This is a genomic window from Saccharopolyspora sp. NPDC002578, from assembly GCF_053592695.1.
This window is the reverse complement of sequence record NZ_JBSFWJ010000020.1, coordinates 41,822-65,340: the sequence shown is the minus strand read 5'-3', so window position 1 is coordinate 65,340 and position 23,519 is coordinate 41,822. Positions and strand designations below refer to the sequence as shown.

Genomic DNA, 23,519 nt, shown 5'->3' with positions numbered 1-23,519 from the left:
TTCATTCACCTGCTGAACGCGCTCTTCCGCTCCCGAAGGAAAACGCATGGAACCCATCACGCGCCCCTTCGTTTCACGTGAAACACGATCCGCTCCGTTCGACTCCGTCACCGTCCACGATCCTTCCTCGCTCTACGGCCGCCGTCACGACGCCGACCGGGCGCTTTCTGGGACACCCGCTCCACGACGACGACCGTCGTCGGTACATCGAGCACTTCATCGCCACACGACTTCACTTCACCGTGGCTGCCACCGGCCGCTTGAATCGCGGCCGCATCGCGTTCCAGTTCTTCCGCAGCGGTGGATCCCTTCAACGCGAGCAGCCGCCCGCCGGGACGCAGCAGGGGAAGGCACCACGCGGTGAGGCGCTCCATCGGTGCCACGGCCCGAGCGGTGACCACGTCCTGATCGGCGAGCCGATCACGCACCGGGCCTTCCTCGGCACGCCCACGCACCACCTCTACGGAGAGATCCAGTTCCTCGACGACTTCCCGCAGCCATGCCACTCGTCGAGCCATCGGCTCCAGCAGAACCAGCTCGATATCGGGGCGAGCGATCGCCAGCGGGATGCCCGGCAACCCTGCCCCTGAGCCTACGTCCACGACACGGCAATTCGGTGGCAGCAACTCCGCGAGTACCGCAGAGTTCAACAGATGGCGGTCCCACAGTCGGTCCAGTTCGCGTGGGCCGATCAGTCCGCGTCGCACACCTTGCTCGGCGAGCATCGCGGCGAACCGCTCCGCTCCCGGAAGACGATCGCCGAAGACCGCTTGAGCGGCCGCCGGAACCGGGATCGGATCACCTTCTGCTGCGATCACAGTCTTCCATCCTGTTCTCGTTGTTTCACGTGGAACGGGGCGCGTCCACCAAGTCGGTACGGAGTTGTTTCACGTGGAACGGGCTCAACGGGCGGCGCTCTGGTTTCACGTGAAACACGGGACCGGATCAAGGGGTCCGCGCGACGCCCTTCATCATCTCAGCCCGAAGTCGCTCTTGCTCTCGCACCTGGTTTCACGTGAAACGCGCCCGACAGGAGCTCCGCGGTTTCACGTGAAACGCAGTCCCGGGGGAGCGATGGCGCCGTTTCACGTGAAACCGGGACGCCCAGACGGCGCGGTCGGATGCGGGCACGACACGAGGCGGCGGGGGAGTGACGGGAGACGACTCGGCGACCGGAAGTGGTCGCCGGGCTCCACGAACAACGGGTTCGGTTCACACGCGAACGGGTCGCGGACAAGAAGACGCCCGGCCGGGAGATCCCGGCCGGGCGTCCTGATCGAGCACCCGCGTCGCCACGCGGGCAGTGGGTCAGCTGGACTTGTACACGACGACCTTGCGACTCGGCTCTTCGCCTTCGCTCTCGCTGTGCACGCCGTCCACCGCTGCGACCGCGTCGTGGATGATCTTCCGCTCGAAGGGGGTCATCGGACGCAACCGCGCCTCGTTGCCCGACTCCAGCACCTCTTCGGCCGTGGTGCGGCCGAGCGTGCTGAGCTCCTCGCGCCGACCCGCGCGCCACCCGGCGACGTCCAGCATGAGCCGGCTGCGCACCCCGGTGTCCTGCTGCACCGCGAGCCGGGTCAGCTCCTGCAGCGCCTCCAAGACCTGGCCGCGCGAGCCGACCAGCTTCTCCAGATCGCCGCCGCCCTCGATGCTCACGACCGCGCGGCCGGCCTCGACGTCGAGGTCGATGTCACCGTCGTAGTCCAGCAGGTCGAGCAGCCGCTCCAGGTAGTCACCGGCCACGTCGCCCTCTTGGACGAGCAGGGTCTCGGTATTGCTGCGCTCCTGGTCGGCGTTCGGCGTGGACTCCGCCGACTCCTCGACCTTGGTCGGTTCCTGCACGGTTTCAGACACTGGGCGTCTCCTCTCCAGGGGTACGCGACGTCGATCAGCGGGACTCGCCTGGCCGGTTGTCGCGGGAACGGTCTTCGAGCACCCCGGGGGCATCACCGGGCTGGTCTGTGGTGGCGGCCGGCGCAGGGGAGGCGTCCTCGGCTTCCTCGCCGCGGGCTGGCTCGCCCGGTTCCGCGGTCGTCCGCTCCGCGTCGCTCGCCGGAGCCGGAGCGGGAGCGGGAGCGATCTCCGGCGTCGGGGCCGCGGTGGTCGACGCCTCCGAGGCGGTCGTGGTGACCGCGGTCCCGTCGATCACGGTCGCCGCAGCCGCGGACTCGGCCTCTTCGCGGTCGATGCGGGTGTAGACGATCCGCTGCTGGGCCAAGGTCCAGAAGTTGTTGGCGAGCCAGTACAGCAGGATCGCCAGCGGCAGGAACGGGCCACCGATGATCGCGAACATCGGGAAGACCCACAGCACCATGCGGTTCATGATCTCGGTCTGCGGGTTCTGCGCCGCCTCAGCGGTCTGGCGCTGCACCGAGTGCCGCGAGGTGAAGTGGGTGGCGATCGCCGCCGCGATCATCAGCGGCACACCGACGATCAGCATCGACGTCCGGTCCGTGCCGAAGGCCGCGAGCACCTCGGGCGTCTGGCTGATCGTGTTCGACAGCTTCGCGCCGAACAGATCGGCGGACACGAAGGAGGCGACCTCCTCCTTGCCGAACACGAAGTTCGACTCCGCGCCGGGGCGGAACCCGTTGAGCACGTGGAACAGGCCGATGAAGACCGGCACCTGCACCAGCATCGGCAGGCAACCGGAGATCGGGTTGAACCCCTGCTCCTGCTGGAGCTTCTGCATCTCCTGCGCGAGCCGCTGCTTGTCGTGGCCGTACTTCTCCTGCAGGGAGCGGACCTGCGGGGCGAACTCCTGCATCTTCTTCATCGACCGCACCTGGTGCACGAACGGCTTGAACAGCAGCGCTCGCAAGGTGAAGACGAGGAACACCACCGACAGCGCCCAGGCGTACCCGCTGGCGGGGTCGAGGACGAAGCCGAAGATCTCGTGCCAGAACCAGAGGATCGCCGAGACCGGGTAGTAGATGAAGTCGAGCACTAGTCCTCCGCGGGGGGTCGGGGCGCTTCGCCCGGCTCGGCCGCCGAGCGCCCGGCGCGGTCCCGCCGAGGTGGGACGAAGTCGAGGCCGCCGGGGTGCCATGGGCCGCAGCGCAACAACCGCCGCGCAGTGAGCCAACTACCGTAGAGCGCTCCGTGCACGGTCAGCGCTTCGACCGCGTAGGCGCTGCAGCTCGGGTAGAACCGGCAGGTCGGCGGGAGCAGCGGCGAGATGATCTTGCGGTACACGTGCACCGGCCCCAGCAGCAGCCAGGCGGCCGGGCTCGGCCGTGCTGGTCCGCCGTGGTCATGCGATTCCGACATCCGGGGCCTCCGCCGCTATCTGGAACTCGCCACCGGACCGCCGGGCTGCGCCACGCGCAGTTTGCGCAGCGCCGCGTCAAGATCCGATCCGAGATCACGGCTCGGTGCGTTCGCGGCTGGAGGGAGTGCCCGCACCACCACCAGTGTGCCAGCGGGCAGCAGTGGAAGGCGGTCACGCATCAGGTGCCGGAGCCGCCGGGTCACCCGATGCCGCAGCACCGCGTTGCCCACGGCTTTGCTCACGACAAAACCCACGCGGGCCGGTTCGCCGGTATCCCGAGTGGGTTCGATGTCCGAAGTCGGCCGCGAGTTCTCCGCGGACGACGCCGCTGGTTCCGCACCAGGACCGCCCGAGTCGGGCAGCGCGGCCTCGGTGGAGCGCCCCGGAGCAGGCTCCGGACGCGCCGCACGATCGGAGTCGTCCACCGCCGAATCCCGGCGATCTCGATCCGACCCGCTCGGCGCCGCGCCGACCTCAGGACGTGCGGAACCGGCCGCGGCGCCTCGGACCTCGGTCCGAGCCACCGCGTTCGGTGTCAGCAGGTGCACCACCAGCCGGGCACGACCCGCACGGCGGCCACGACGGACCGCCAGGCGAAACTCCTGGCTAGTGGTCAGCCGGGCGGCCGCGGGCAGCACTGGCCGCTAATCAGGCGGTCAGCGAGCTGCGGCCCCTGCGGCGACGCGCGGACACGATGGCGCGACCGGCGCGGGTACGCATGCGAAGCCGGAACCCGTGCTTCCGGGAACGGCGACGGTTGTTCGGCTGGAAGGTGCGCTTGCCCTTGCTCACGGTGGATCTCCCCGTTACTTCAGGCCCGTTGGAACAGGCACGTGCTCGGCCCGATGGCTCGGTCAAGATGTCCCCGCCCGCCGTAGCGGCCATCGTGTCGAGCTCACCCCCGCTAACGAGGGGAGTCTGCACGCGGTGACACCGGGTGGTGCCCCGCGCACTGTGCTCGGAGATCTGGCGAAATCCAAGCGCGGCGACATTCCCGCTCGTGCGGCGGGGGACTGCACGAGGCTACGCCGCCTGCTCCGATACCCGGTCACCGGGGTGCTCGGCGAGGCTCCCGACGCCTGCGAACACCCGCCTTGTGAGGTGATCTCGGCCTTGTTAGGTTGTCCCTCCTGCGATGCGCGCCCGGCGGTGTGGGAGCTGTCGGCACCGAGCGTCACCTGGATCGCAGCCGCGGCGGGGCCCCAGGGGGGATGTCCGAGGTTCGCTGCCGTACCTTCATGCACAGTTGTGGATAACTCTGTGGATACCTGTCCCGGGCGTTCGCGGAGCCAGTTCATCATCACCCCGCGCCGGCAGCGCCGCACTGGCAACAGGTGTGGGAGTCACGGTGCGGGTCACGTGCCGGCGAGGGGAGCGCAGGGGTGTCCGACCACCAAACCGAGCTTGGTCGGGTCTGGGACGAGGTCGTGCTGGAGTTGTCCTCCGGCACGCTGTCGCCGCAACAACGCGCCTGGATGCGCGTGACCCGGCCGATCGGCCTGCTGGATGGTACGGCACTGCTGGCCGCTCCCAGTGACTTCGCGAAGGAAGCGATCGAGCGGGCGCTGCGCGACCCGATCACCGATGCGCTCTCGCGCCGGCTGGGCCGGGAGGTCTCGCTCGCGGTCAAGGTCGACACCGCGGTGCCCGCGCCGACCCGTCCGCTGGCCGCGCCGGAAGCACGCCCCGACACCCCGGCCCGCACCGGATCCGAGACCGCGGCCGAGCGGCCCGCCGGGTTCGGCATCGCCTACGACTCCTCGCCGTACATCGCCGGCGGCCCCACTGCCTACTCCGCGCAGTCCCGCCGGCCGGAGGCGTTCGGCAACTCCGCGCAGGGTTCGATCAGCGGTTCGCTTCCCGCGAAGCAGGTCGGTACGCAGTACGCCGCGGAACCGCAGTACGCGCCGGAGCCGAAGTACAGCCCGGAGCCGTCCTACTCGCCGGAGTCCCAATACCCCTCCGAGCCGAAGTACGGCCAGGAGTCCCAGTACTCGGCCGAGCCGCAGTACTCCACCGAAGGCCGGGCCGAGCCGGAGCGCTACGCCGAGCAGTGGCCGACGGCGCAGGACCCCGTCGCCGAGCAGGACGAGGACGAGGTGGAGGAGGAGTCCGCCGACCAGGAGGACTCCACACCGACCGAGGCGAACGTGTGGCCGACCTTCGGCCGCGGGCAGCACGCCGAGCAGCACCCGCCGGGCCAGCCGTTCACCGCGCCGAAGCACGCGCCGCCGACCTCGCAGACCCGGTTGAACGCGAAGTACACCTTCGACACCTTCGTCATCGGCGCCTCGAACCGGTTCGCCCACGCGGCGGCGGTCGCAGCGGCCGAAGCACCGGCTCGCGCCTACAACCCGCTGTTCATCTGGGGCGAGTCCGGGCTGGGCAAGACCCACCTGCTGCACGCCGTGGGGCACTACACCCAGCGGCTGTTCCCCGGGATGCGCGTGCGGTACGTGTCCACGGAGGAATTCACCAACGACTTCATCAACTCGCTGCGCGACGACCGGCAGGTGGCGTTCCAGCGCCGCTACCGCGACGTGGACGTGCTGCTGGTCGACGACATCCAGTTCTTGGAGGGCAAGGAAGGAACTCAGGAGGAGTTCTTCCACACCTTCAACACGCTGCACAATTCGAACAAGCAGATCGTGGTGTCCTCCGACCGGCCGCCGAAGGGGCTGCGCACGCTGGAGGACCGGCTGCGGACGCGGTTCGAGTGGGGCCTGATCACCGACATCCAGCCGCCCGAGCTGGAGACGCGCATCGCGATTCTGCGCAAGAAGGCCGCGCAGGACCGGATGGCCGCGCCCGCCGAGGTGCTGGAGTTCATCGCCGCCCGCATCGAGCGCAACATCCGCGAGCTGGAGGGGGCGCTGATCCGGGTCACGGCGTTCGCGTCGTTGAACCGGCAGCCGGTGGACGTGCAGCTCGCGGAGATCGTGCTGCGGGACCTGATCCCCGATTCGCAGACCCCGGAGATCACCGCGCCGACCATCATGGCCGTGACGGCGGAGTACTTCGCGGTCACCATCGACGACCTGTGCGGTCCGGGCAAGACGAAGGCGTTGGCGCAGGCGCGGCAGATCGCGATGTACCTGTGCCGGGAGCTGACCGATTCGTCGCTGCCGAAGATCGGGCAGAGCTTCGGCGGCCGGGACCACACGACGGTGATGCACGCGGACAAGAAGATCCGCAAGGAGATGGCCGAACGCCGCCGGGTCTACGACCAGGTGCAGGAGCTGACCTCCCGCATCAAGCAGCAGTCGCGCGGCTGAACCGTCGTCACGCGGCCCCGCCCGGCGCGGTGCGCGGTCTTCGCGGCTCGGCTGGTTCGAGTATCGCCCGTTCGCCACGTCATGCCTGCTCAGGAGCCTTTTCAGGCGGTGTCTGAGCGGATCAGCGATCCTCCCGGAGGAACATTGAGCGGCACGTCTCAGTGGTATCACTGAGTCGCTGCACGTCACTGCTTCAAGTCGCCGGGCGTCGGCCCGCCGACGTCCGCCCCGAACGGCGCTCGTAGCGCTCGGGCAGCGGTTCGGATGGCCGCGGCCGGCGTGCTGCCCGGCCGAGCCGCCGCGACCGATCCTCCCGGCCGGATCCGCCGAATCTTTCTGTCGGGGCCCCCGGTCGCGACCAGGCCGCCTCGGCAGAAAATTCGTCGCGTTCTCCTGCGGGCTCGCCTACCCCGGCGCCGAGGCGTTCGCTCGCGGCATCGCGCCGGGACCTCCCCACGCGAGCGCGGACGCCGCACCTTTCTGCCGAGCCTGCGAGGTCGCTCCACCCCGCTCCGGCAGAAAGATCCGACCGTCGACCGGGCCCGAACGACCGCTCGGCGGTCCCCGTGCGGCCACCGGCGGCTGGCGCGCGCCTGTGGAGAACCCGAAATCAGCACGCTTCGCGCACGACTGGACGCACAGCGCACGCGGCACGACGGATCGAGCGCCCGAACCCGAACGCGGGCCGTTCGCGGACGCCGACTTTTCTGCACAGGCGAAGTGGTCTTGCCCTCACCCCTCGCCAGAAAAACCGCGATGCGGCCGAGCTGTCCACAGCTCGGCTGTCCCCAGGTATGACCTGGAGTTTTCCCCAATCCATGCACACCCTGTGCACAACGATCCCCGACCTGCCCACAGGCGATCCCCCGGTTGGCCACAGGAAACCCACAGATCTGCCCACAACCCGATCGGTGGAGGTGCCCGAAACACCGGTTCATCCGCAGAGGCTGGGTACAACTGGGGGGTCAGCTGTGGATGGAGGTGTGGACAACATGGGCTCAATGTGGACAACCTCGGAGCGGTCACAAGTTGTCCACGACCCGTTCAGACCATCCACCGGTTACCCCCAGTCCCCATCCACAGCTGAACGGGTGCCGTGAGCTGCCAAAACAAGGGTTATCCCCACAACCCACAACCCTTACTACTACTGCTCTCTTTTCTTTTCTTTTGAATGAAGAAAAAAAGAAGAGAGAGGGGCGGTGGACAAGTGGACAACTTCGGCTCCGCGGCCCGAACCGACCGCTTCGAGAGCCAGGACCCGGATGCGGCGATCACGCCGAACGCTCTACGGTGGGACTCCCGCGATGGTCGTGGCGAAGCGGAGCCCCGAGCTCCCGGCCATCTCGTGGGACGAGTTCCGAAGCGCCTCGAACCAGGTGCCGCCCGTCTCAGGCGGCCCGCACCCGAGCGACGTCGCGGAACTCCGACCTCCGAAAGCCCCGCACGCAGCAACAGCACTCCCGGAGCTGGCCGCCCCCACGGCGCCAGCAGCGTTCTCCCCGGCAGCCGGCCTCGGCCGAAACCGAAAGGACATCGATGAAGATCCGCGTGGAACGTGACGGTCTTGCCGACGCCGTCGCCTGGGTCGCGCGCAGCCTGCCGTCGCGGCCGCCGGTCCCGGTGCTGGGCGGGGTGCTGCTGGACGCGAGCTCCGGCGAAGCGCTGACCATCTCCGGCTTCGACTACGAGGTGTCCGCCCAGGTCACGACCGAGGCCTCCATCGACTCCACCGGCAAGACGCTGGTCTCCGGGCGGTTGCTGGCCGACATCACCAAGTCGCTGCCGAACCGGCCCGTCGAGATCACCGTCGACGGTTCGCGCGTGACGATCACCTGCGGCAGTTCCCGGTTCAGCCTGCCGACGATGCCGGTCGAGGACTACCCGGAGCTGCCCGCGATGCCGGAGCGGGCCGGCGCGGTCCCCGGCGACCTGTTCTCCGCCGCCGTCGCCCAGGTCGCGGTCGCGGCCGGCCGGGACGACACGCTGCCGATGCTCACCGGCGTCCGCATGGAGATCAACGCCGACCGGCTCACCATGGTCGCCACCGACCGGTTCCGGCTGGCGATGCGGGAGTTCACCTGGGAGCCCGACGAGTCGATCAACGACACCGCGATCCTCGTCCCGGCCAAGACCCTGGCCGAGTCCGCCAAGACCCTCGGCGGTTCCGGCGCGAAGGTCGAGATCTCGCTGGCCTCCGGCGACGGCCTGCTCGGCCTGTCCGGCACGACCCGGCGCAACACGACCCGGCTGCTGGACGCGGAGTTCCCCAAGTACCGCCAGCTGCTGCCGTCCGAGACCGCCGCGACCGCGATCATCGACGTGGCCCCGCTCGTCGAAGCGATCAAGCGCGTGTCGCTGGTCGCCGAGCGCGGCACCCAGGTGCGGCTGGAGTTCTCCGACTCCGGCCTGCGCCTGACCGCCGGTGGCGACGACGAGGGCAGCGCCGAAGAGGAGCTCCCGGTGGAGCTCGCCGGTGAGCCGCTGACCATCGCGTTCAACCCGACGTACCTGCTCGACGGCCTGGGCGCGCTCAAGACCGACCGCGCCCAGATGCTGTTCACCACATCCAACCGCCCCGCGTTGCTCAAACCGGTCGGGGAGGATGGTGAGGTGGTCGAGGGCTACCTCTACCTGCTGATGCCGGTGCGCCTGCCGGGCTGAGGTGGTCCCGGCGCTCGCCGCGATCCGCGCGGGCGCCGATCACGTGCGACACCGGGTCGCGCCGGAACGGCAGGCTCGGGCAACAACCAGTCTCGAAGGGGAAGATCCGGTGCAACTGGGACTTGTGGGTCTCGGCCGAATGGGCTTCAACATGCGCGAGCGGCTGCGGGCCGCCGGGCACGAGGTCGTCGGCTACGACCGGAACCAAGAGGTCAGCGACGTGGCCTCGATCGCCGACCTGGCGAACGGGCTGACCGGCCCGCGCATCGTGTGGATCATGGTTCCGCACGGTGAACCCACCAAGCAGACCATCACCGCCCTCGCCGAGGTCCTCTCCGAAGGAGACCTGGTGATCGAGGGCGGCAACTCCAGGTTCACCGAGGACCAGGCGAACGCGGCCCTGCTCGCCGAGCACGGCGTGAAGTACGTCGACGTCGGCGTGTCCGGCGGGGTGTGGGGCGCGACGAACGGCTACGGGCTGATGGCCGGCGGCGACGCCGCGGACATCGAACGCGCGCTGCCGATCTTCGACGCGCTGCGCCCGGAGGGTCCGCGCGAGGAGGGCTTCGCGCACGCGGGCCCCGTCGGCGCCGGGCACTACGCGAAGATGGTGCACAACGGCATCGAGTACGGCCTGATGCAGGCCTACGCCGAGGGCTTCGAGCTGCTGGCCGCCTCCGAGGTGGTCACCGACGTGCCGGCGACGATCAAGGCGTGGAGCCGCGGCACCGTCGTCCGCTCCTGGCTGCTGGACCTGCTGGTGCGCGCGGTGGACGAGGACCCGGAGCTGCAGAAGCTGCGCGGGTACGTCTCGGACTCCGGCGAGGGCCGCTGGACGGTGGAGGAGTCGGTGCGCAACGCCGTGCCGACCCCGGTGATGACCGCCGCGCTCTACGCGCGGTTCGCCTCCCGGCAGGACGACTCGCCCGCGATGAAGGCCGTCGCCGCGCTGCGCAACCAGTTCGGCGGGCACGCGGTGGAGACCAACGAGGGCTGAGTCGCCGAGTCGCCATGTCGACACGGTGACATGTCGGTGAGGTGATCCCGCGCGGGTCACCTCACCACGTGCCCGGCCGGGGGCGCCCCCGGCTGCGGCCGGTTCCGCGCGCGTCCCGCTCGCGCGACCCGATCCGGTGGGAGCGCTTTGTACGTCCGACATCTGCAAGTGACCGACTTCCGCTCGTGGCCGCAGGCCGACCTGACCTTCGAACCCGGCGCGACCGTGCTGGTCGGCTCCAACGGCCAGGGCAAGACGAACCTGGTCGAGGCCTTGGGCTACGTCGCCACCCTCGGGTCGCACCGGGTGTCGAGCGATTCGCCACTGGTGCGCTACGGGGCGCAGCGGGCGTTCGTGCGGGCCTCGGTGATCAACGGCGGCCGGGAGCTGCTGGTCGACCTGGAGATCACGCCGGGCAAGGCGAACCGCGCGCGGATCAACCGCGGTGCGCCCGGCAAGCCCCGCGACGTGCTGGGCATCCTGCGGACGGTGCTGTTCGCGCCGGAGGACCTCGCGGTGGTGCGCGGTGATCCGGGGGAGCGGCGCCGGTTCCTGGACGAGCTGCTGGTGTCGAGGTCGCCGCGGTACGCGGGGGTGCGCTCCGACTACGAGCGGGTGCTGCGGCAGCGCAGCGCGCTGTTGAAGTCGGCGGGCGGCGCGCGGCGCGGTGGTCAGGCGCCGGACCTGCGGACCTTGGAGGTCTGGGACGGCCACCTCGCCAAGCACGGCGCGGACCTGCTGGCGGCGCGGCTCGACCTCGTCGCCGACATCGCACCGCACGTGACCAGCGCTTATGCCAGCGTCGCCGAGACGGGCACGGACAGCGCACCCGCCGGGCGGGTCGCGGACCTGCGGTACCGCAGCAGCCTCGGCGACTCGCTCCCGGAGGGCTACGGCGTGCCGATGGGGCCGCGGGCCGACCGGGCCGCGCTGGAGTCCGCGCTGCTCGTGGAGCTGGAGCGGGTGCGCGGTCAGGAGCTGGAGCGGGGCGTGTCCCTGGTCGGACCGCACCGCGACGACCTGGACCTGGTGCTCGGGGAGCTGCCGGCGAAGGGCTACGCGAGCCACGGCGAATCGTGGTCGTTCGTGCTGGCGTTGCGGCTGGCTTCGTACCACCTGCTCGCCGAGGATGGCGCGGAGCCGGTCTTGATCCTCGACGACGTGTTCGCCGAGCTGGACCGGCGGCGGCGTTCGCGGCTGGCCGAGCTGGTCGCGGACGCCGAGCAGGTGCTGGTGACCGCCGCGGTGGGGGAGGACGTGCCCGCCGAGCTCGCCGGTACCCGCTTCGACGTTCGGGACGGGGAGGTCAGCCGTGTCGAGTGACGGGTCGGCAGGCCCTCGGCCAGGTGAAACACGCAGGGTGAGTGGGCCCTCCCCGAAGTTACCCACAACTGGGGATAAGGCTGTGGATGGTGTGGATAACTCGATGACATCGGGCGAGCACGCAGGGCGATCCACCGCTTCCGAGGACTCGGCGGCGGGCGCGACGCCCCTCGGATCCGACGGCGCTGAGCTGCACGGATCGGACCTGGCGCGGGCCGCGCTGCAGGCCGCCAAGGAGAAGTCGAAGGCCAAGCGCCGGACCAAGCGCAGCGTCATCGGGGCCGGTGGTTCCCGGCGGCGCCGCCGCTGGTCGGGGCCGGGAGCGGACGACCGCGACCCGCAGCCGCTGGGCAGGCTGGCCTCGCGGATCGCCGCGGACCACGGGTGGAACGACCGGCTCTCCGGCGGTCACGTCTTCGCCCGCTGGACGAGCCTGGTCGGTGGCGACATCGCCGAGCACACCAAACCGGTCGCGCTGTCCGACGGAGAACTGACCGTGCAGGCCGAGTCGACGGCCTGGGCGACCCAGCTGCGCCTGCTGCAGCGGCAGATCCTGCAGCGCATCGCCGACGGCGTCGGCAAAGGCGTGGTCCGCAAGATCAAGGTGCAGGGGCCGGCGGCACCCAGTTGGCGGCACGGGCCGCGGCACGTGCCGGGGCGCGGCCCGCGGGACACCTACGGCTGAGCCCGCGGGCTCGCGCGAGCCCGCGCAGGAGCCGCGCGGACGTGCTCACGGGTCTCGGATGGTATCCCGATCCGAGTTATCGGCTCTGTGAGGAATTCAGGGGTGTCCTTGCCGCACTCCTGTCAGGGAGACCCAGTAGAATCAATTGGGTGGGTGCGGCAGCTCGCGTCGCCGAACGCCCGGTCCCTACGTCCGCACCGTCGTTCGACCGCCGGTCGCGCGCGTGCGCCGGGCCGGACGACGAGCCGCGCCCGCTGTGGCCGGGCTCCCGTGCGCGGGTGCCGCAGGCGGCCGTAGGACGGCCGGGCCACCCGACACACTGCCGGTTCGAGGAGACACCGAGGCCCGTGGCATCAAAGAAGAACGAATACAGCGCGTCGTCGATCACCGTGCTGGAGGGCTTGGAAGCCGTCCGCAAGCGCCCCGGCATGTACATCGGTTCGACCGGTGAGCGCGGCTTGCACCACCTCGTGTGGGAGGTCGTGGACAACTCCGTCGATGAGGCGATGGCCGGGTACGCGACCACCGTCGAGGTGACGTTGCTGGCCGACGGCGGTGTGCGGGTCACCGATGACGGCCGCGGCATCCCGGTGGACATGCACCCCGTGGAGAAGAAGCCGACCTTGGAGGTCGTGCTGACCGTGCTGCACGCGGGCGGCAAGTTCGGCGGGGACTCCTACGCGGTCTCCGGTGGTCTGCACGGTGTCGGTGTGTCGGTCGTCAACGCGCTCTCCAGCGCGCTCGAAGCGGAGATCTACCGCGACGGCAGCGTGTGGCGGCAGCGCTACGAGGACTCCAAGCCCGTCACCGACGTGAAGAAGGGCGAGGGGACCAAGAAGAACGGCACCTCGATCACCTTCTGGGCGGACCCGAACATCTTCGAGACCACCCGCTACAACGCGGAGACGGTGTCGCGGCGCCTGCAGGAGATGGCCTTCCTGAACAAGGGGCTGACCATCGTGCTGCGCGACGAGCGCCTCGCCGAGGAGGACGAGTCTGGCGAGGACGCGGGCGGTCAGGCGGCCCGCGCCAAGGAGCGCACCTTCCACTACCCGGGCGGGCTGGAGGACTTCGTCAAGCACATCAACGCGACGAAGGAACCGATCCACCGCAAGGCCGTCGCCTTCAACGCCTCCGGCACCGGGGTGGAGCTGGAGGTCGCGATGCAGTGGAACTCCGGCTACAACCAGTCGGTCTACACCTTCGCGAACACGATCAACACGCACGAGGGCGGTACTCACGAGGAGGGCTTCCGCTCGGCGCTGACCCGCGTGGTCAACGCCTACGCGAAGGAGAAGAAGCTCCTCAAGGAGAAGGACGGCAGCCTCACCGGCGACGACGTCCGCGAAGGCCTCGCGGCGATCGTGTCGGTGAAGGTCCGCGAGCCGCAGTTCGAGGGCCAGACGAAGACGAAGCTGGGCAACACCGAGGTCAAGTCCTTCGTGCAGACCGCGGCCTTCGAGTGGCTCAACGACTGGTTCGAGCGCAACCCCGCCGACGCCAAGACGATCATCAACAAGGCGGTCGGTTCGGCGCAGGCGCGGATGGCGGCGCGGCGGGCGAAGGAGCTGGTGCGGCGCAAGAGCGCGATGGACATCGGCGGCCTGCCCGGCAAGCTCAAGGACTGCCAGTCCAGCAACCCGGAGGAGTGCGAGCTCTACATCGTCGAGGGCGACTCGGCGGGCGGTTCGGCCAAGGACGGCCGGGAGTCGCGCTTCCAGGCGATCCTGCCGCTCCGCGGAAAGATCATCAACGTGGAGAAGTCGCGGATCGACAAGGTCCTCAAGAACAACGAGGTCCAGGCGATCATCACCGCGCTGGGCACCGGCATCCACGACGAGTTCGACCTGGCGAAGCTGCGCTACCACAAGATCGTGCTGATGGCCGACGCCGACGTCGACGGCCAGCACATCCGGACGCTGCTGCTCACGCTGCTGTTCCGGTTCATGCGCCCGCTGATCGAGAACGGGCACGTGTTCCTGGCCCGCCCGCCGCTGTACAAGATCAAGTGGCCGCGCGCGGAGCCCGAGTTCGCCTACTCCGATCGGGAGCGCGACGGACTGCTGGAGGCGGGCGCCGCCGCCGGGCGCAAGCTGCCGAAGGACGACGGCATCCAGCGCTACAAGGGTCTGGGCGAGATGAACCCGCAGGAGCTGTGGGAGACCACGATGGACCCGGAGACCCGGCTGCTGATGCAGGTGTCGCTGGACGACGCGGCCACCGCGGACGAGTTGTTCAGCGTGCTCATGGGCGAGGACGTCGAGGCGCGCCGCTCGTTCATCGTCCGCAACGCCAAGGACGTCGGCTTCCTCGACGTCTGACCCTGGGACCGCTCGGAATGGTCTGCGTAGGTGGTTACTCAGCGGAACCTCAGTGGTTTCCTCGCTGCGGGATCTTTTTCCCGAGTGGCTCCGCCACGAGGGAAAAAGCCGTCCTCGCGAGGAAACCACTGAGAACCCGCCGCGGTGCCGGTTGCTCTGGTGGTCGCCGCTCAGCGGCTTCGCCGCTGACAAGACACCGAACAAAGATCCTTCCGCACGGCTCGCCTCGTCCGAACGCGCTCGAACGGGATCGAGCGCCGTGACCAGGCCGCAGCGCCTGGCATGCCGCGACCCCGGGAGTTCGCGCTCCCGCGTCGCGCCGGCGCAGGAACCCGCCCAACTCGCCTGAAAGGAACCTCCACTCGTGACGGACATCCTGCCGCCGGAGAGCGGCCGCGTAGAACCGGTCGACATCCAGCAGGAGATGCAGAACTCCTACATCAACTACGCGATGAGCGTGATCGTCGCGCGGGCGCTGCCCGACGTGCGCGACGGGCTCAAGCCGGTGCACCGCCGGGTGCTCTACGCGATGTACGACTCCGGCTTCCGGCCGGACCGCGGTTACGTGAAGTGCTCCCGCGTCGTCGGTGAGGTGATGGGGAACTACCACCCCCACGGCGACTCGGCGATCTACGACACCCTGGTCCGCCTGGCGCAGCCGTGGGCGATGCGCCACCCCCTCATCGACGGTCAGGGCAACTTCGGTTCGCCGGGCAACGACCCGGCCGCGGCCATGCGGTACACCGAGTCGCGGCTGAAGCCGTTGGCGATGCACATGCTCGCCGACATCGAAGAGGACACCGTCGAGTTCTCCGACAACTACGACGGCCGCACGCAGGAACCGGACGTGCTGCCCGCGCGCATCCCGAACCTGCTGGTCAACGGTGGTAGCGGGATCGCGGTCGGGATGGCGACGAACATCCCGCCGCACAACCTGCGCGAGGTCGCCGACGGCGTCGTCTACCTGCTGGAGAACCCCGACGTCGACGACGAGACGCTGCTCGAGGAGCTGATCCGCCGGGTCAAGGGACCGGACTTCCCGACCCGCGGCCTCATCCTCGGCACCAACGCGATCGCCGACGCGTACCGCACCGGTCGCGGCTCCATCAAGATGCGCTCGGTCGTCTCCGTCGAGGAGGACGCCAAGGGCCGCACCTCGCTGGTCGTCACCGAGCTGCCGTACCAGGTCAACCCGGACAACCTGATCGAGAACATCGCGGCGATGCACCGCGACGGCAAGATCAGCGGGATCTCCGACATCGCCGACGAGTCCAACAGCCGTCGCGGCATGCGGATCGTGTTCACCTTGAAGCGCGACGCGATCCCGAAGGTCGTGCTCAACAACCTCTACAAGCACACCCAGCTGCAGACCACGTTCGGCGTGAACATGCTGGCGCTGGTCGAGGGCGTGCCGCGCACGCTGCGCATCGACCAGGTGATCCGGTACTACGTCAACCACCAGATCGAGGTCATCGTCCGGCGCACCCGGTTCCGGCTGCGCAAGGCCGAGGAACGCGCCCACGTGCTGCGCGGCCTGGTCAAGGCGCTGGACGCGCTGGACGCGGTGATCGCGCTGATCCGCCGGTCGCCCACCGTCGACGAGGCCCGCACCGGCCTGATCGCGCTGCTCGACGTGGACGAGGTCCAGGCCGACGCGATCCTGGAGATGCAGCTGCGGCGGCTGTCCGCGCTGGAGCGGCAGAAGATCGTCGACCGGCTCGCCGAGCTGGAGCTGGAGATCGAGGACTACAAGGACATCCTCGCCAAGCCCGAGCGGCAGCGGCAGATCATCCGCGAAGAGCTCATGGAGATCGTCGACAAGTACGGCGAGGACCGCCGCACCAAGATCGTGCCCTACGAGGGCGAAGTCTCCATGGAAGACCTCATCGCCGACGAGGACGTCGTCGTCACGATCACCCGCACCGGCTACGCGAAGCGGACCCGCACCGACCTGTACCGGGCGCAGAAGCGCGGCGGCAAGGGAGTGCAGGGCGCGCAGCTCAAGCAGGACGACATCGTGTCGCACTTCTTCGTGTGCTCCACCCACGACTGGATGCTGTTCTTCACGAACAAGGGCCGGGTGTACCGGGCGAAGGCCTACGACCTGCCGGAGGCCAACCGCACGGCCCGCGGCCAGCACGTGGCGAACCTGCTCGCGTTCCAGCCCGACGAGCACATCGCCCAGGTCATGCAGATCAAGGACTACACCGCCGCGCCCTACCTGGTGCTCGCCACCAAGAACGGCCTGGTCAAGAAGTCCCGCCTCACCGACTTCGACTCGAACCGTTCGGGTGGACTCATCGGGGTGAACCTGAAGGACGAGGACGAGCTGGTCGGCGCGGTGCTGTGCTCCGAGGAGGACGACCTGTTGCTGGTCTCCGCCGAGGGCCAGTCGATCAGGTTCCACGCCACCGACGAGGCGCTGCGCCCCATGGGACGCGCCACGTCAGGCGTGCTCGGCATGCGGTTCAACACCGGTGACGAGCTGCTCGCGATGGGCGTCGTGCGGGCCGGTCGCTTCGTCCTCGTCGCCACCGACGGGGGCTACGCCAAACGGACCGAGATCGACGACTACCCGGTCCAGGGCCGTGGCGGCAAGGGTGTGCTCACCGTTCAGTACGACCGCAAACGTGGGAGGCTTGTCGGGGCGCTCATCGTCGACCTGGACGATGAGCTCTATGCGATCACTTCCACCGGCGGCGTCATCCGGACCACCGCCAAGGAGGTTCGCAAGGCAGGCAGGCAGACGAAGGGGGTGCGTCTGATGAACCTGGGCGACGGAACTTCGGTGGTGGCCATCGCGCGCAGCGCCGACGAGGCCGCCGATCCGGACGCCGCCGGGCCTGAGCCGACGAAGTAGCGACCGCCGATGACGATCATGAAGGATCTCTCGTGACATCTTCCGAGAAGCCGGAGCGTCCGGAGGGGCACCCGGGTGACCAGGACGCCGACCAGACGACCGGCCAGAACTCCCAGCACACCTCGGTGATGACCGGGCAGACCGACGCCGCCGCGCAGAGCGACGGCGAGGTGTCGGCCGCGGCCGACGGGGCCAACGGCGACACGGCCTCGAAGCCGAACGGGTCCGAGACCTTCGAGGGCACCGAGACGCCGCCGCCGTGGCAGCGCACCGGCGCCGGAACCGGTGCGGCCGACGGCCACGCCGAAGCTCCGGCGACACCGGGCTTCGACACCGCGCAGACCCAGGGCATCCCGACGAGCGGGTACGACCAGGAGACCGTCCGCACCGAGATCCCCTCGCAGGGCTCCTCGGACGGGCGCGGCGCGGTGAACTTCGGTGCGGCGGCTCGTCCGGGCGCGCAGACGCCCAGCGCTCGCCGGCCCAGCCGGGGACCGCGGCGGGCGAGCCTGCAGGTCAAGCGGCTCGACCCGTGGTCGGTGCTGAAGCTGGCGCTGGTGCTCAGCGTGGCGATGTTCTTCGTGTGGATGATCGCGGTCGCCGTGCTCTACGGCGTGCTCGACGGCATGGGCGTGTGGGACTCGCTGAACGGCACGTTCACCGAGCTCACCTCGCCGGAGGACGCGGCCAGCGAGGAATTGATCAGCGCGGGCCGCGTGTTCGGCGTCGCCTCCATCATCGGTGCGATCAACATCGTGCTGTTCACGGCGCTGGCGACGGTGAGCGCGTTCATCTATAACGTGGCCGCCGACTTCGCCGGTGGCGTCGAGGTCACGCTGTCCGAGCGGGAGTGATCCGTTCCGGGGCGGCGATCCGCGCGATCGCCGCCCCGGAGCCCGGACCCCCCTTCGTGGCGGACGCCGGGCGTCGTGTAATCTTCGAGTCACACCAAGGGCCTATAGCTCAGGCGGTTAGAGCGCTTCGCTGATAACGAAGAGGTCGAAGGTTCAAGTCCTTCTAGGCCCACCCTTCCTGTCAAGGATGTTTCCCCGATGCCCGCGGTCCGCGGGTGCCCCGTTCTAGGAGGCGACCGGAAATGAAGAAGCTTCTCGCACTCGCCGTCGTTGCCGGTGCCGTTCTGTTCGTCGTCCGCCGCAACCGCGCTGCCAAGGCCGAGGCCGACCTCTGGCGCGAGGCCACCGCCGGCGAGGTGTGAGCCGACCTTCGGCTCACCGGTCGGCCCTGCCGACCAGCCACTGCGGCCGCGGATCTCTGCCCCGACCCTGATGTGGTCGCCTGAGTACGCTCGTACGACAGCGGTGGAGTTCCGGCGGCCGGGTGCTCCGGCACCCACGGGGACGTAGCTCAATTGGCAGAGCACCGCCTTTGCAAGGCGGGGGTTAGGGGTTCGATTCCCCTCGTCTCCACTTGAGGAGTCTGGTCGACGCTTTGCGTCTTCCCGGCTCCTTTTTGTTCGTACGGGGGCCGAGCCCCCGTAGGCCCCCACGGTGCGGTGGCTGGGGTTTGTGGGGCTTCTCTTGTTGGGAGGGGTCCCGGCCTGCTCTTTGACCAGCGGTTCGAGGGCGAGTGCGCTTTCTTGGTCGCCGCTGTGGGTATAGCCGGTCAGAGCATCTTGTCTTTTCTTCGTCGTCGGGCTTGGCGTTTCCTGATGGGCTGACCTCGCCGATGCGTAGGCGCGGCCATGATCGTCCCTGGTGGGCGTTGTGGCGGTTGGTTCTGATCGCCGGAGTCCGAGGCCATGGCTCTGGTGTGCCTCATGTCACCGGTGTTGATCCTTGAGTGTGACGTGAGGTCACGGTGTGCCCTGGAGCTCAAGGAGGCGATCCATGAGCGCATCGTTCGAACACAAGGTGTTGAAGTGCAAGCAGACCTGGAAGGGCTTCGACTACGAGGGGCTTGAGCAGGAGCTCGACGAACTCGGGCGCCACGGCTGGCAGGCGGTGGGCACGATCGCCCCGGCCCTCGGCAGCGGGCACACCCACGAGATCGTCATCGTTCTCACGCGGTCGCGCGACTGAAGATCGTCGCGCAGGGGCACTCCGGAAGCGCGGCTCCGGAGCGACGACGCGGTGCCGTGCGCCGGCGACGTCACCGGGGCGCAGGAGCCACCGCGCGCCCTCGCCGGGCGGGAGATCGAAGTGGTCTCCCGCCCGATCGCGGCCCGGCTCAGAGTCGCGCCGGTGCCGCGTAGTCCTTGAGCTCGACGGTGTCGGCGACGCGTTCCATGCCTCGGGCGACGAGCCGTTTCGGCAGGTAGGGCAGCAGCCGGACGGAGCGGTTGCGCCTCCGCAGCTGCCGGGACGAGTCCGGCATCAGCCCGCCGTCGCCCGCTCCGCGGGCGAACTCCTGGGCGCGGTCGACGAACCGGCGCATCGCCTGCTCGTAGGCGGGGAAGGCGACGCGGTGATCACCGCCGGCCGCGGCGAGCTCCCCGGCCAGCACGTACGCGCCGACCAGCGCGAGGCTGGTGCCGATGCCCGACATGGGGGAGGCGCAGCAGGCGGCGTCGCCGAGGAGCGCGACGCGGTGCCGTGACCAGGTGTTCACCCGCACCTGGCTGACCCGGTCGAAGTAGAAGTCCGGCGCGTCCGGCAGCGCGGACAACATCCCCGGCACTTCCCAGCCGTCCTGCTCGAAGTGGCGGGTGAGGATGCGCTGCTGCGCCTGGACGTCGTGCCGGTCGTGGGTTTCGGGGGCGCCGCGCCAGAAGAAACCGGCGAGCGACCTGCCCGGTTCGGGCAGCGGCACGAGGCCCGCCGTCCTGCCGGGCCGGCCGTTCCGGGCGGCGACGGTGTGCATCAGCTGCCAGCCCTCGAGGTCCAGCTCGGTCGGCGTCGTGAACAGCGAGAGGGAGCAGCCGAGGTCGTGCAGGTAGCGCTCGTGCGGCCCGAAGACGAGGCGGCGGACCTCCGAGCGCACCCCGTCGGCGCCGATCAGGAGGTCGAAGTCCCGCGCACCGCCCGATTCGAAGGTGGCCCGGACACCGCCGTAGGTCTGCTCGACCGCGGTGATCGAGTCGCCGAAGACGTACTCGACCTCGGCGCGGGTGGTCTCGTGCAGGATCCGCGCGAGATCGGTCCGGCGCAGGGCCAGCTCGGCGACCGGGCCGCCGGAGTGGCCGAACACGTCGGTTCCCAGCGTCGCGACCCGGTTGCCCGCGCTGTCGACGAACGCCATGCCCCGCGCGCCGGTGTGCGCTTGGCGGACCCGGGCGACGATGCCGGTCCGCTCGGCCACCTCCCGCGCGGTGCCGCGGATGTCGACGACGTGTCCTCCCGTGCGCGGGGCGGGTGCGCGTTCCACGACGGTCGGTTCGAACCCGTAGCGGCGCAGCCAGTGCGCCAGCGTCGGTCCGGCGATCCCGGCTCCGGAGATGAGGACGCTGCGGGTGGTCATGGTTCCCCCTGGTTCTGCCGTCGTCGGCACTTCGCCCGGTCGGCTCGGGCTAGCAGTGCGTACGGCGTATCGATTCGACGGCCAAGGTAGCGGTGATCATCGCCGTTTTGTGCAGTGAGAAGGGAGAAAGCGCACTAGCTCGCCGCGAAAAGTGAACTAGTACGGTGTCCGTGATCGGAGTCGTCGCGAAGGGGGAGCCATGGCACCGGGGACGAGCCCGCCGTACCGCGCGATCGCGGCCGAGATCCGGAAGCGCATCGAATCCGGCGAGCTGGGGCCCGGCGATCGAGTGCCGTCGATCCGGCACCTCGCCCGGCGCTGGGGAGTGGCGGTCGCGACCGCGACCAAGGCCGCCGCGGTGCTCCGGGAAGAAGGCCTCGTCGAACCGAGGAGCGGCTCGGGCACCGTGGTCAGCGCGCGCCCGCGCAGGCAGCCGAGCTCGCCCGCACCCGGACCCGGCGCCGACGAGCCCCCCGAGAAACGGGAGCGGCTGCTCGACGCGGCCATCGCCATCGCCGACGCGGAAGGGCTCGACGCGGTGTCCATGCGGCGGCTCGCCGCCCACCTCGGCGTCGGGCCGATGTCGCTCTACCGCAGCGTCGCGGGCAAGGACGAACTGCTGTTCCGGATGGCGGACCGCGCGTTCGGCGAGATCGTGCTGCCCGCGCACGGGCCACCGGGGTGGCGGGCGAAGCTGGAGCACATCGCCCGGGAGGGGCGGCGGCTCTTCCGGCGGCACCCCTGGTTGCCGCGGGTCGTGTCCTTCACCCGGCCGACTTTCGCGCCGCACATGATGGCGCACACCGAGTGGACGTTGCGCGCGCTCGACGGGCTCGGGCTCCCGATGGAGACGCGGGTGCGCGAAGCGCTGACGCTGCACGCCTTCGTCCTCTCCGCCGCGGCATCGGCGGCGGACGAGACCGACGCCGAGCAGAGCACCGGCGTGCCCCTGGAGAACTGGCGAGCGGCACACCGGCCGCGCGCGCGGCGGATGGTCGGCGGCGACCGGTTCCCGCTGCTGGCGGCGATGCCCGAAGCGGTGGTCGACGACGTCGACGCCCTCTTCGAGTACGGACTGGCCCGGCACCTCGACGGCTTCGCCCAACTGATCGAACGTCACCAGCGCTGACCGACTGCCCTCGTCCCCGGCCTGCTGTAGGGGTCGGGTGGCGGAACCGCTGCGGTGCCGGTTGCTCAAGCTGGTCGCTGCTCAGCGGCTTCGCCGCTGACAAGACAACGACCAACTACGCCGCTCACCTGGAAAGACAAGATCGAATACAGGTGGTGAGCGGCGCTCTCCTCCGGCGGTCGGCGTCCCGGCGGTGCGGGTGGCGGCCGGGGGAATCCGGTGCGCGGTTCGCGCGGGGCTTTCGTTGAGCGGAAGGGGAGTGGGGGGTGGGGTGCGGCCGGAGCGGCAGCATCCGGCGGCAACGAGTGCGAACGATCACCGACTCGACGGAGGACGGGCGTGGCTATCGGAATCGACGTTGGACGAGCCGCGCACGCCGGGTGGGTCGTGCCGCTGTGCTGGAGCGCGGTGCTGCTCGACGGGTTCGACCTGGTGGTGCTCGGCAGCGTGCTGCCGACGCTGCTGGACCTCGGCCAATGGGGCCTGACCCCCGCGACCGCCTCGCTCGCCTCCACGGCGGGACTGCTGGGCATGGTCCTGGGCGCGCTCGCCATCGGCACCATCACCGACGTCATCGGCCGGCGCAAAGCGCTGATCCTCTCGGTGATCAGCTTCTCGCTGCTCACCGCGCTGTGCGCCGCCGCGCCGTCGCTACTGATCTTCGGCGGGCTGCGCTTCCTCGCCGGGGTGGGCCTCGGCGGCTGCGTGCCCACCGCGATCGCGCTCGTCACCGAGCATTCGCGGCCCGGCCGCAACGGCGGTGCCAGCACCACGATCATGACCGGCTACCACGTCGGCGCCGTGCTCACAGCCGTGCTCGGCATCCTGGTGCTGCCCTCGCTGGGCTGGCGGTGGATGTTCCTGCTCGGCGCGGCCCCGGCGCTGCTGCTGGTGCCCCTGATGGTGCGCTACCTGCCGGAATCGGAGTCGTTCGAGCGTTCCGCGACCGCCGGAGCCGGACTCCGCGGCGGCCTGGACACCGTCGCCTCGCTGTTCCGCGGCGGCTTCGCGCGCAGCACCCTCGCGTTCTGGATGGCCGCGTTCATGGGCCTGCTGCTGGTGTACGGCCTCAACACCTGGCTCCCGGAGATCATGCGGGCGGCCGGTTATCCGCTCGGCGCGGCCCTCGGACTGCTGCTCACGCTGAACCTGGGCGCCGTGGTCGGGCTCGTCGTCGCCGGGTACGTGGCCGACCGCGCCTCGATCCGGCCGGTGACGGTCGTCTGGTTCGCGGCGGCCGCCGTGTTCCTCGCCGCGCTGAGCATCCGGCTGCCCGGGGCGGGCGTGTACGTGGTGGTGTTCCTCGCCGGGGCGTTCGTGTTCAGCGCCCAGGTGCTCGTCTACGCCTACATCGGCCGCGCGTACCCGGCGGAAGCGCGGGCCACCGGGCTCGGCTGGGCGTCGGGGGTCGGGCGGATCGGGGCGATCTGCGGGCCGCTGCTCGGCGGCGCGCTGCTCACCGCGGGGATCGCGTACCCGTGGGGCTTCTACGCGTACGCGGCGGTCGGCGTGCTCGGAGCGGTCGGGATCGCGCTGGTCCGCACACCGCAACGCGCGGAGGCGGACCTCTGATCTCG

At 69.9% G+C, this 23,519-nt stretch carries 18 protein-coding genes, 2 tRNA genes and 1 pseudogene; 14 read left to right on the top strand and 7 right to left on the bottom strand.

The genetic code is table 11. The features are described from left to right. Positions 1-107: 107 nt before the first annotated feature. The 6 genes from rsmG to rpmH form a co-directional block, all read right to left on the bottom strand. Positions 108-818 (bottom strand): 16S rRNA (guanine(527)-N(7))-methyltransferase RsmG, encoded by a 711-nt coding sequence (gene rsmG / locus ACWD38_RS12765; protein ID WP_184484011.1) that lies wholly within the window; start codon positions 816-818, stop codon positions 108-110. Positions 819-1,308: 490 nt separating this feature from the next. After that, positions 1,309-1,857, bottom strand: coding sequence for a R3H domain-containing nucleic acid-binding protein (locus ACWD38_RS12760; RefSeq protein WP_184484009.1), 549 nt, complete (start codon positions 1,855-1,857; stop codon positions 1,309-1,311). Positions 1,858-1,891: 34 nt separating this feature from the next. Beyond that, positions 1,892-2,950 (bottom strand): membrane protein insertase YidC, encoded by a 1,059-nt coding sequence (yidC, locus tag ACWD38_RS12755; RefSeq protein ID WP_184484007.1) that lies wholly within the window; start codon positions 2,948-2,950, stop codon positions 1,892-1,894. Then, entirely contained in the window at positions 2,950-3,273 is a 324-nt protein-coding gene (gene yidD / locus ACWD38_RS12750) for a membrane protein insertion efficiency factor YidD (protein WP_184484005.1), read from the bottom strand. Before yidD ends, yidC begins: the two co-directional genes overlap by 1 nt. Before the next feature lie 15 nt (positions 3,274-3,288). Further along, the gene (gene rnpA, locus ACWD38_RS12745; RefSeq protein ID WP_450124099.1) at positions 3,289-3,912 is read right to left on the bottom strand and encodes a ribonuclease P protein component; all 624 of its coding nucleotides are present in this window, start codon (positions 3,910-3,912) and stop codon (positions 3,289-3,291) included. A 10-nt stretch (positions 3,913-3,922) separates the two neighbouring features. Beyond that, complete coding sequence (gene rpmH / locus ACWD38_RS12740) at positions 3,923-4,066, bottom strand: 50S ribosomal protein L34 (protein ID WP_184484001.1); 144 nt, start codon at positions 4,064-4,066, stop codon at positions 3,923-3,925. Between the two features lie 590 nt (positions 4,067-4,656). Here rpmH and dnaA point away from each other — a divergent pair. From dnaA to ACWD38_RS12680, 12 genes and pseudogenes are all read left to right on the top strand, one after another. Beyond that, positions 4,657-6,549 (top strand): chromosomal replication initiator protein DnaA, encoded by a 1,893-nt coding sequence (gene dnaA, locus ACWD38_RS12735; RefSeq protein ID WP_450124098.1) that lies wholly within the window; start codon positions 4,657-4,659, stop codon positions 6,547-6,549. 1,536 nt (positions 6,550-8,085) lie between these two features. After that, on the top strand, positions 8,086-9,210 hold the full coding sequence (gene dnaN / locus ACWD38_RS12730) for a DNA polymerase III subunit beta (RefSeq protein WP_184483997.1): 1,125 nt from the start codon (positions 8,086-8,088) through the stop codon (positions 9,208-9,210). Position 9,211: 1 nt separating this feature from the next. Continuing rightward, complete coding sequence (gnd, locus tag ACWD38_RS12725; RefSeq protein ID WP_343071640.1) at positions 9,212-10,207, top strand: phosphogluconate dehydrogenase (NAD(+)-dependent, decarboxylating); 996 nt, start codon at positions 9,212-9,214, stop codon at positions 10,205-10,207. Positions 10,208-10,354: 147 nt separating this feature from the next. After that, on the top strand, positions 10,355-11,530 hold the full coding sequence (recF, locus tag ACWD38_RS12720) for a DNA replication/repair protein RecF (protein ID WP_184483995.1): 1,176 nt from the start codon (positions 10,355-10,357) through the stop codon (positions 11,528-11,530). Positions 11,531-11,633: 103 nt separating this feature from the next. Beyond that, entirely contained in the window at positions 11,634-12,215 is a 582-nt protein-coding gene (locus tag ACWD38_RS12715) for a DUF721 domain-containing protein (protein ID WP_246457117.1), read from the top strand. Between the two features lie 347 nt (positions 12,216-12,562). Next, positions 12,563-14,536 carry a DNA topoisomerase (ATP-hydrolyzing) subunit B gene (gene gyrB, locus ACWD38_RS12710; protein ID WP_184483992.1) on the top strand — a complete coding sequence of 658 codons (1,974 nt, stop codon included), beginning with the start codon at positions 12,563-12,565 and terminating at the stop codon, positions 14,534-14,536. Positions 14,537-14,900: 364 nt separating this feature from the next. Further along, a complete protein-coding gene (gyrA, locus tag ACWD38_RS12705) occupies positions 14,901-17,396 on the top strand; it encodes a DNA gyrase subunit A (RefSeq protein ID WP_184483990.1) in 2,496 nt (831 codons plus the stop codon). Between the two features lie 32 nt (positions 17,397-17,428). Then, a complete protein-coding gene (locus ACWD38_RS12700; protein ID WP_343071639.1) occupies positions 17,429-18,250 on the top strand; it encodes a DUF3566 domain-containing protein in 822 nt (273 codons plus the stop codon). Between the two features lie 98 nt (positions 18,251-18,348). Beyond that, positions 18,349-18,422: transfer RNA gene (locus tag ACWD38_RS12695), tRNA-Ile, on the top strand. A gap of 70 nt (positions 18,423-18,492) precedes the next feature. Beyond that, positions 18,493-18,600 (top strand): annotated as a pseudogene (locus ACWD38_RS12690) (DLW-39 family protein); the annotation flags it as partial. Positions 18,601-18,750: 150 nt separating this feature from the next. After that, positions 18,751-18,823 (top strand) — tRNA-Ala (locus ACWD38_RS12685). Between the two features lie 420 nt (positions 18,824-19,243). Next, positions 19,244-19,435, top strand: coding sequence for a DUF4177 domain-containing protein (locus ACWD38_RS12680; protein WP_450124097.1), 192 nt, complete (start codon positions 19,244-19,246; stop codon positions 19,433-19,435). Positions 19,436-19,583: 148 nt separating this feature from the next. On the opposite strand, the gene ACWD38_RS12675 is transcribed toward ACWD38_RS12680, so the two are convergent. Continuing rightward, a complete protein-coding gene (locus tag ACWD38_RS12675) occupies positions 19,584-20,813 on the bottom strand; it encodes an FAD-dependent monooxygenase (RefSeq protein ID WP_450124096.1) in 1,230 nt (409 codons plus the stop codon). A gap of 199 nt (positions 20,814-21,012) precedes the next feature. Here ACWD38_RS12675 and ACWD38_RS12670 point away from each other — a divergent pair, with 199 nt between their 5' ends. Next, the gene (locus ACWD38_RS12670) at positions 21,013-21,942 is read left to right on the top strand and encodes a TetR/AcrR family transcriptional regulator C-terminal domain-containing protein (protein WP_450124095.1); all 930 of its coding nucleotides are present in this window, start codon (positions 21,013-21,015) and stop codon (positions 21,940-21,942) included. Positions 21,943-22,281: 339 nt separating this feature from the next. After that, on the top strand, positions 22,282-23,514 hold the full coding sequence (locus tag ACWD38_RS12665; protein ID WP_343071638.1) for an MFS transporter: 1,233 nt from the start codon (positions 22,282-22,284) through the stop codon (positions 23,512-23,514). Positions 23,515-23,519 lie beyond the last annotated feature (5 nt).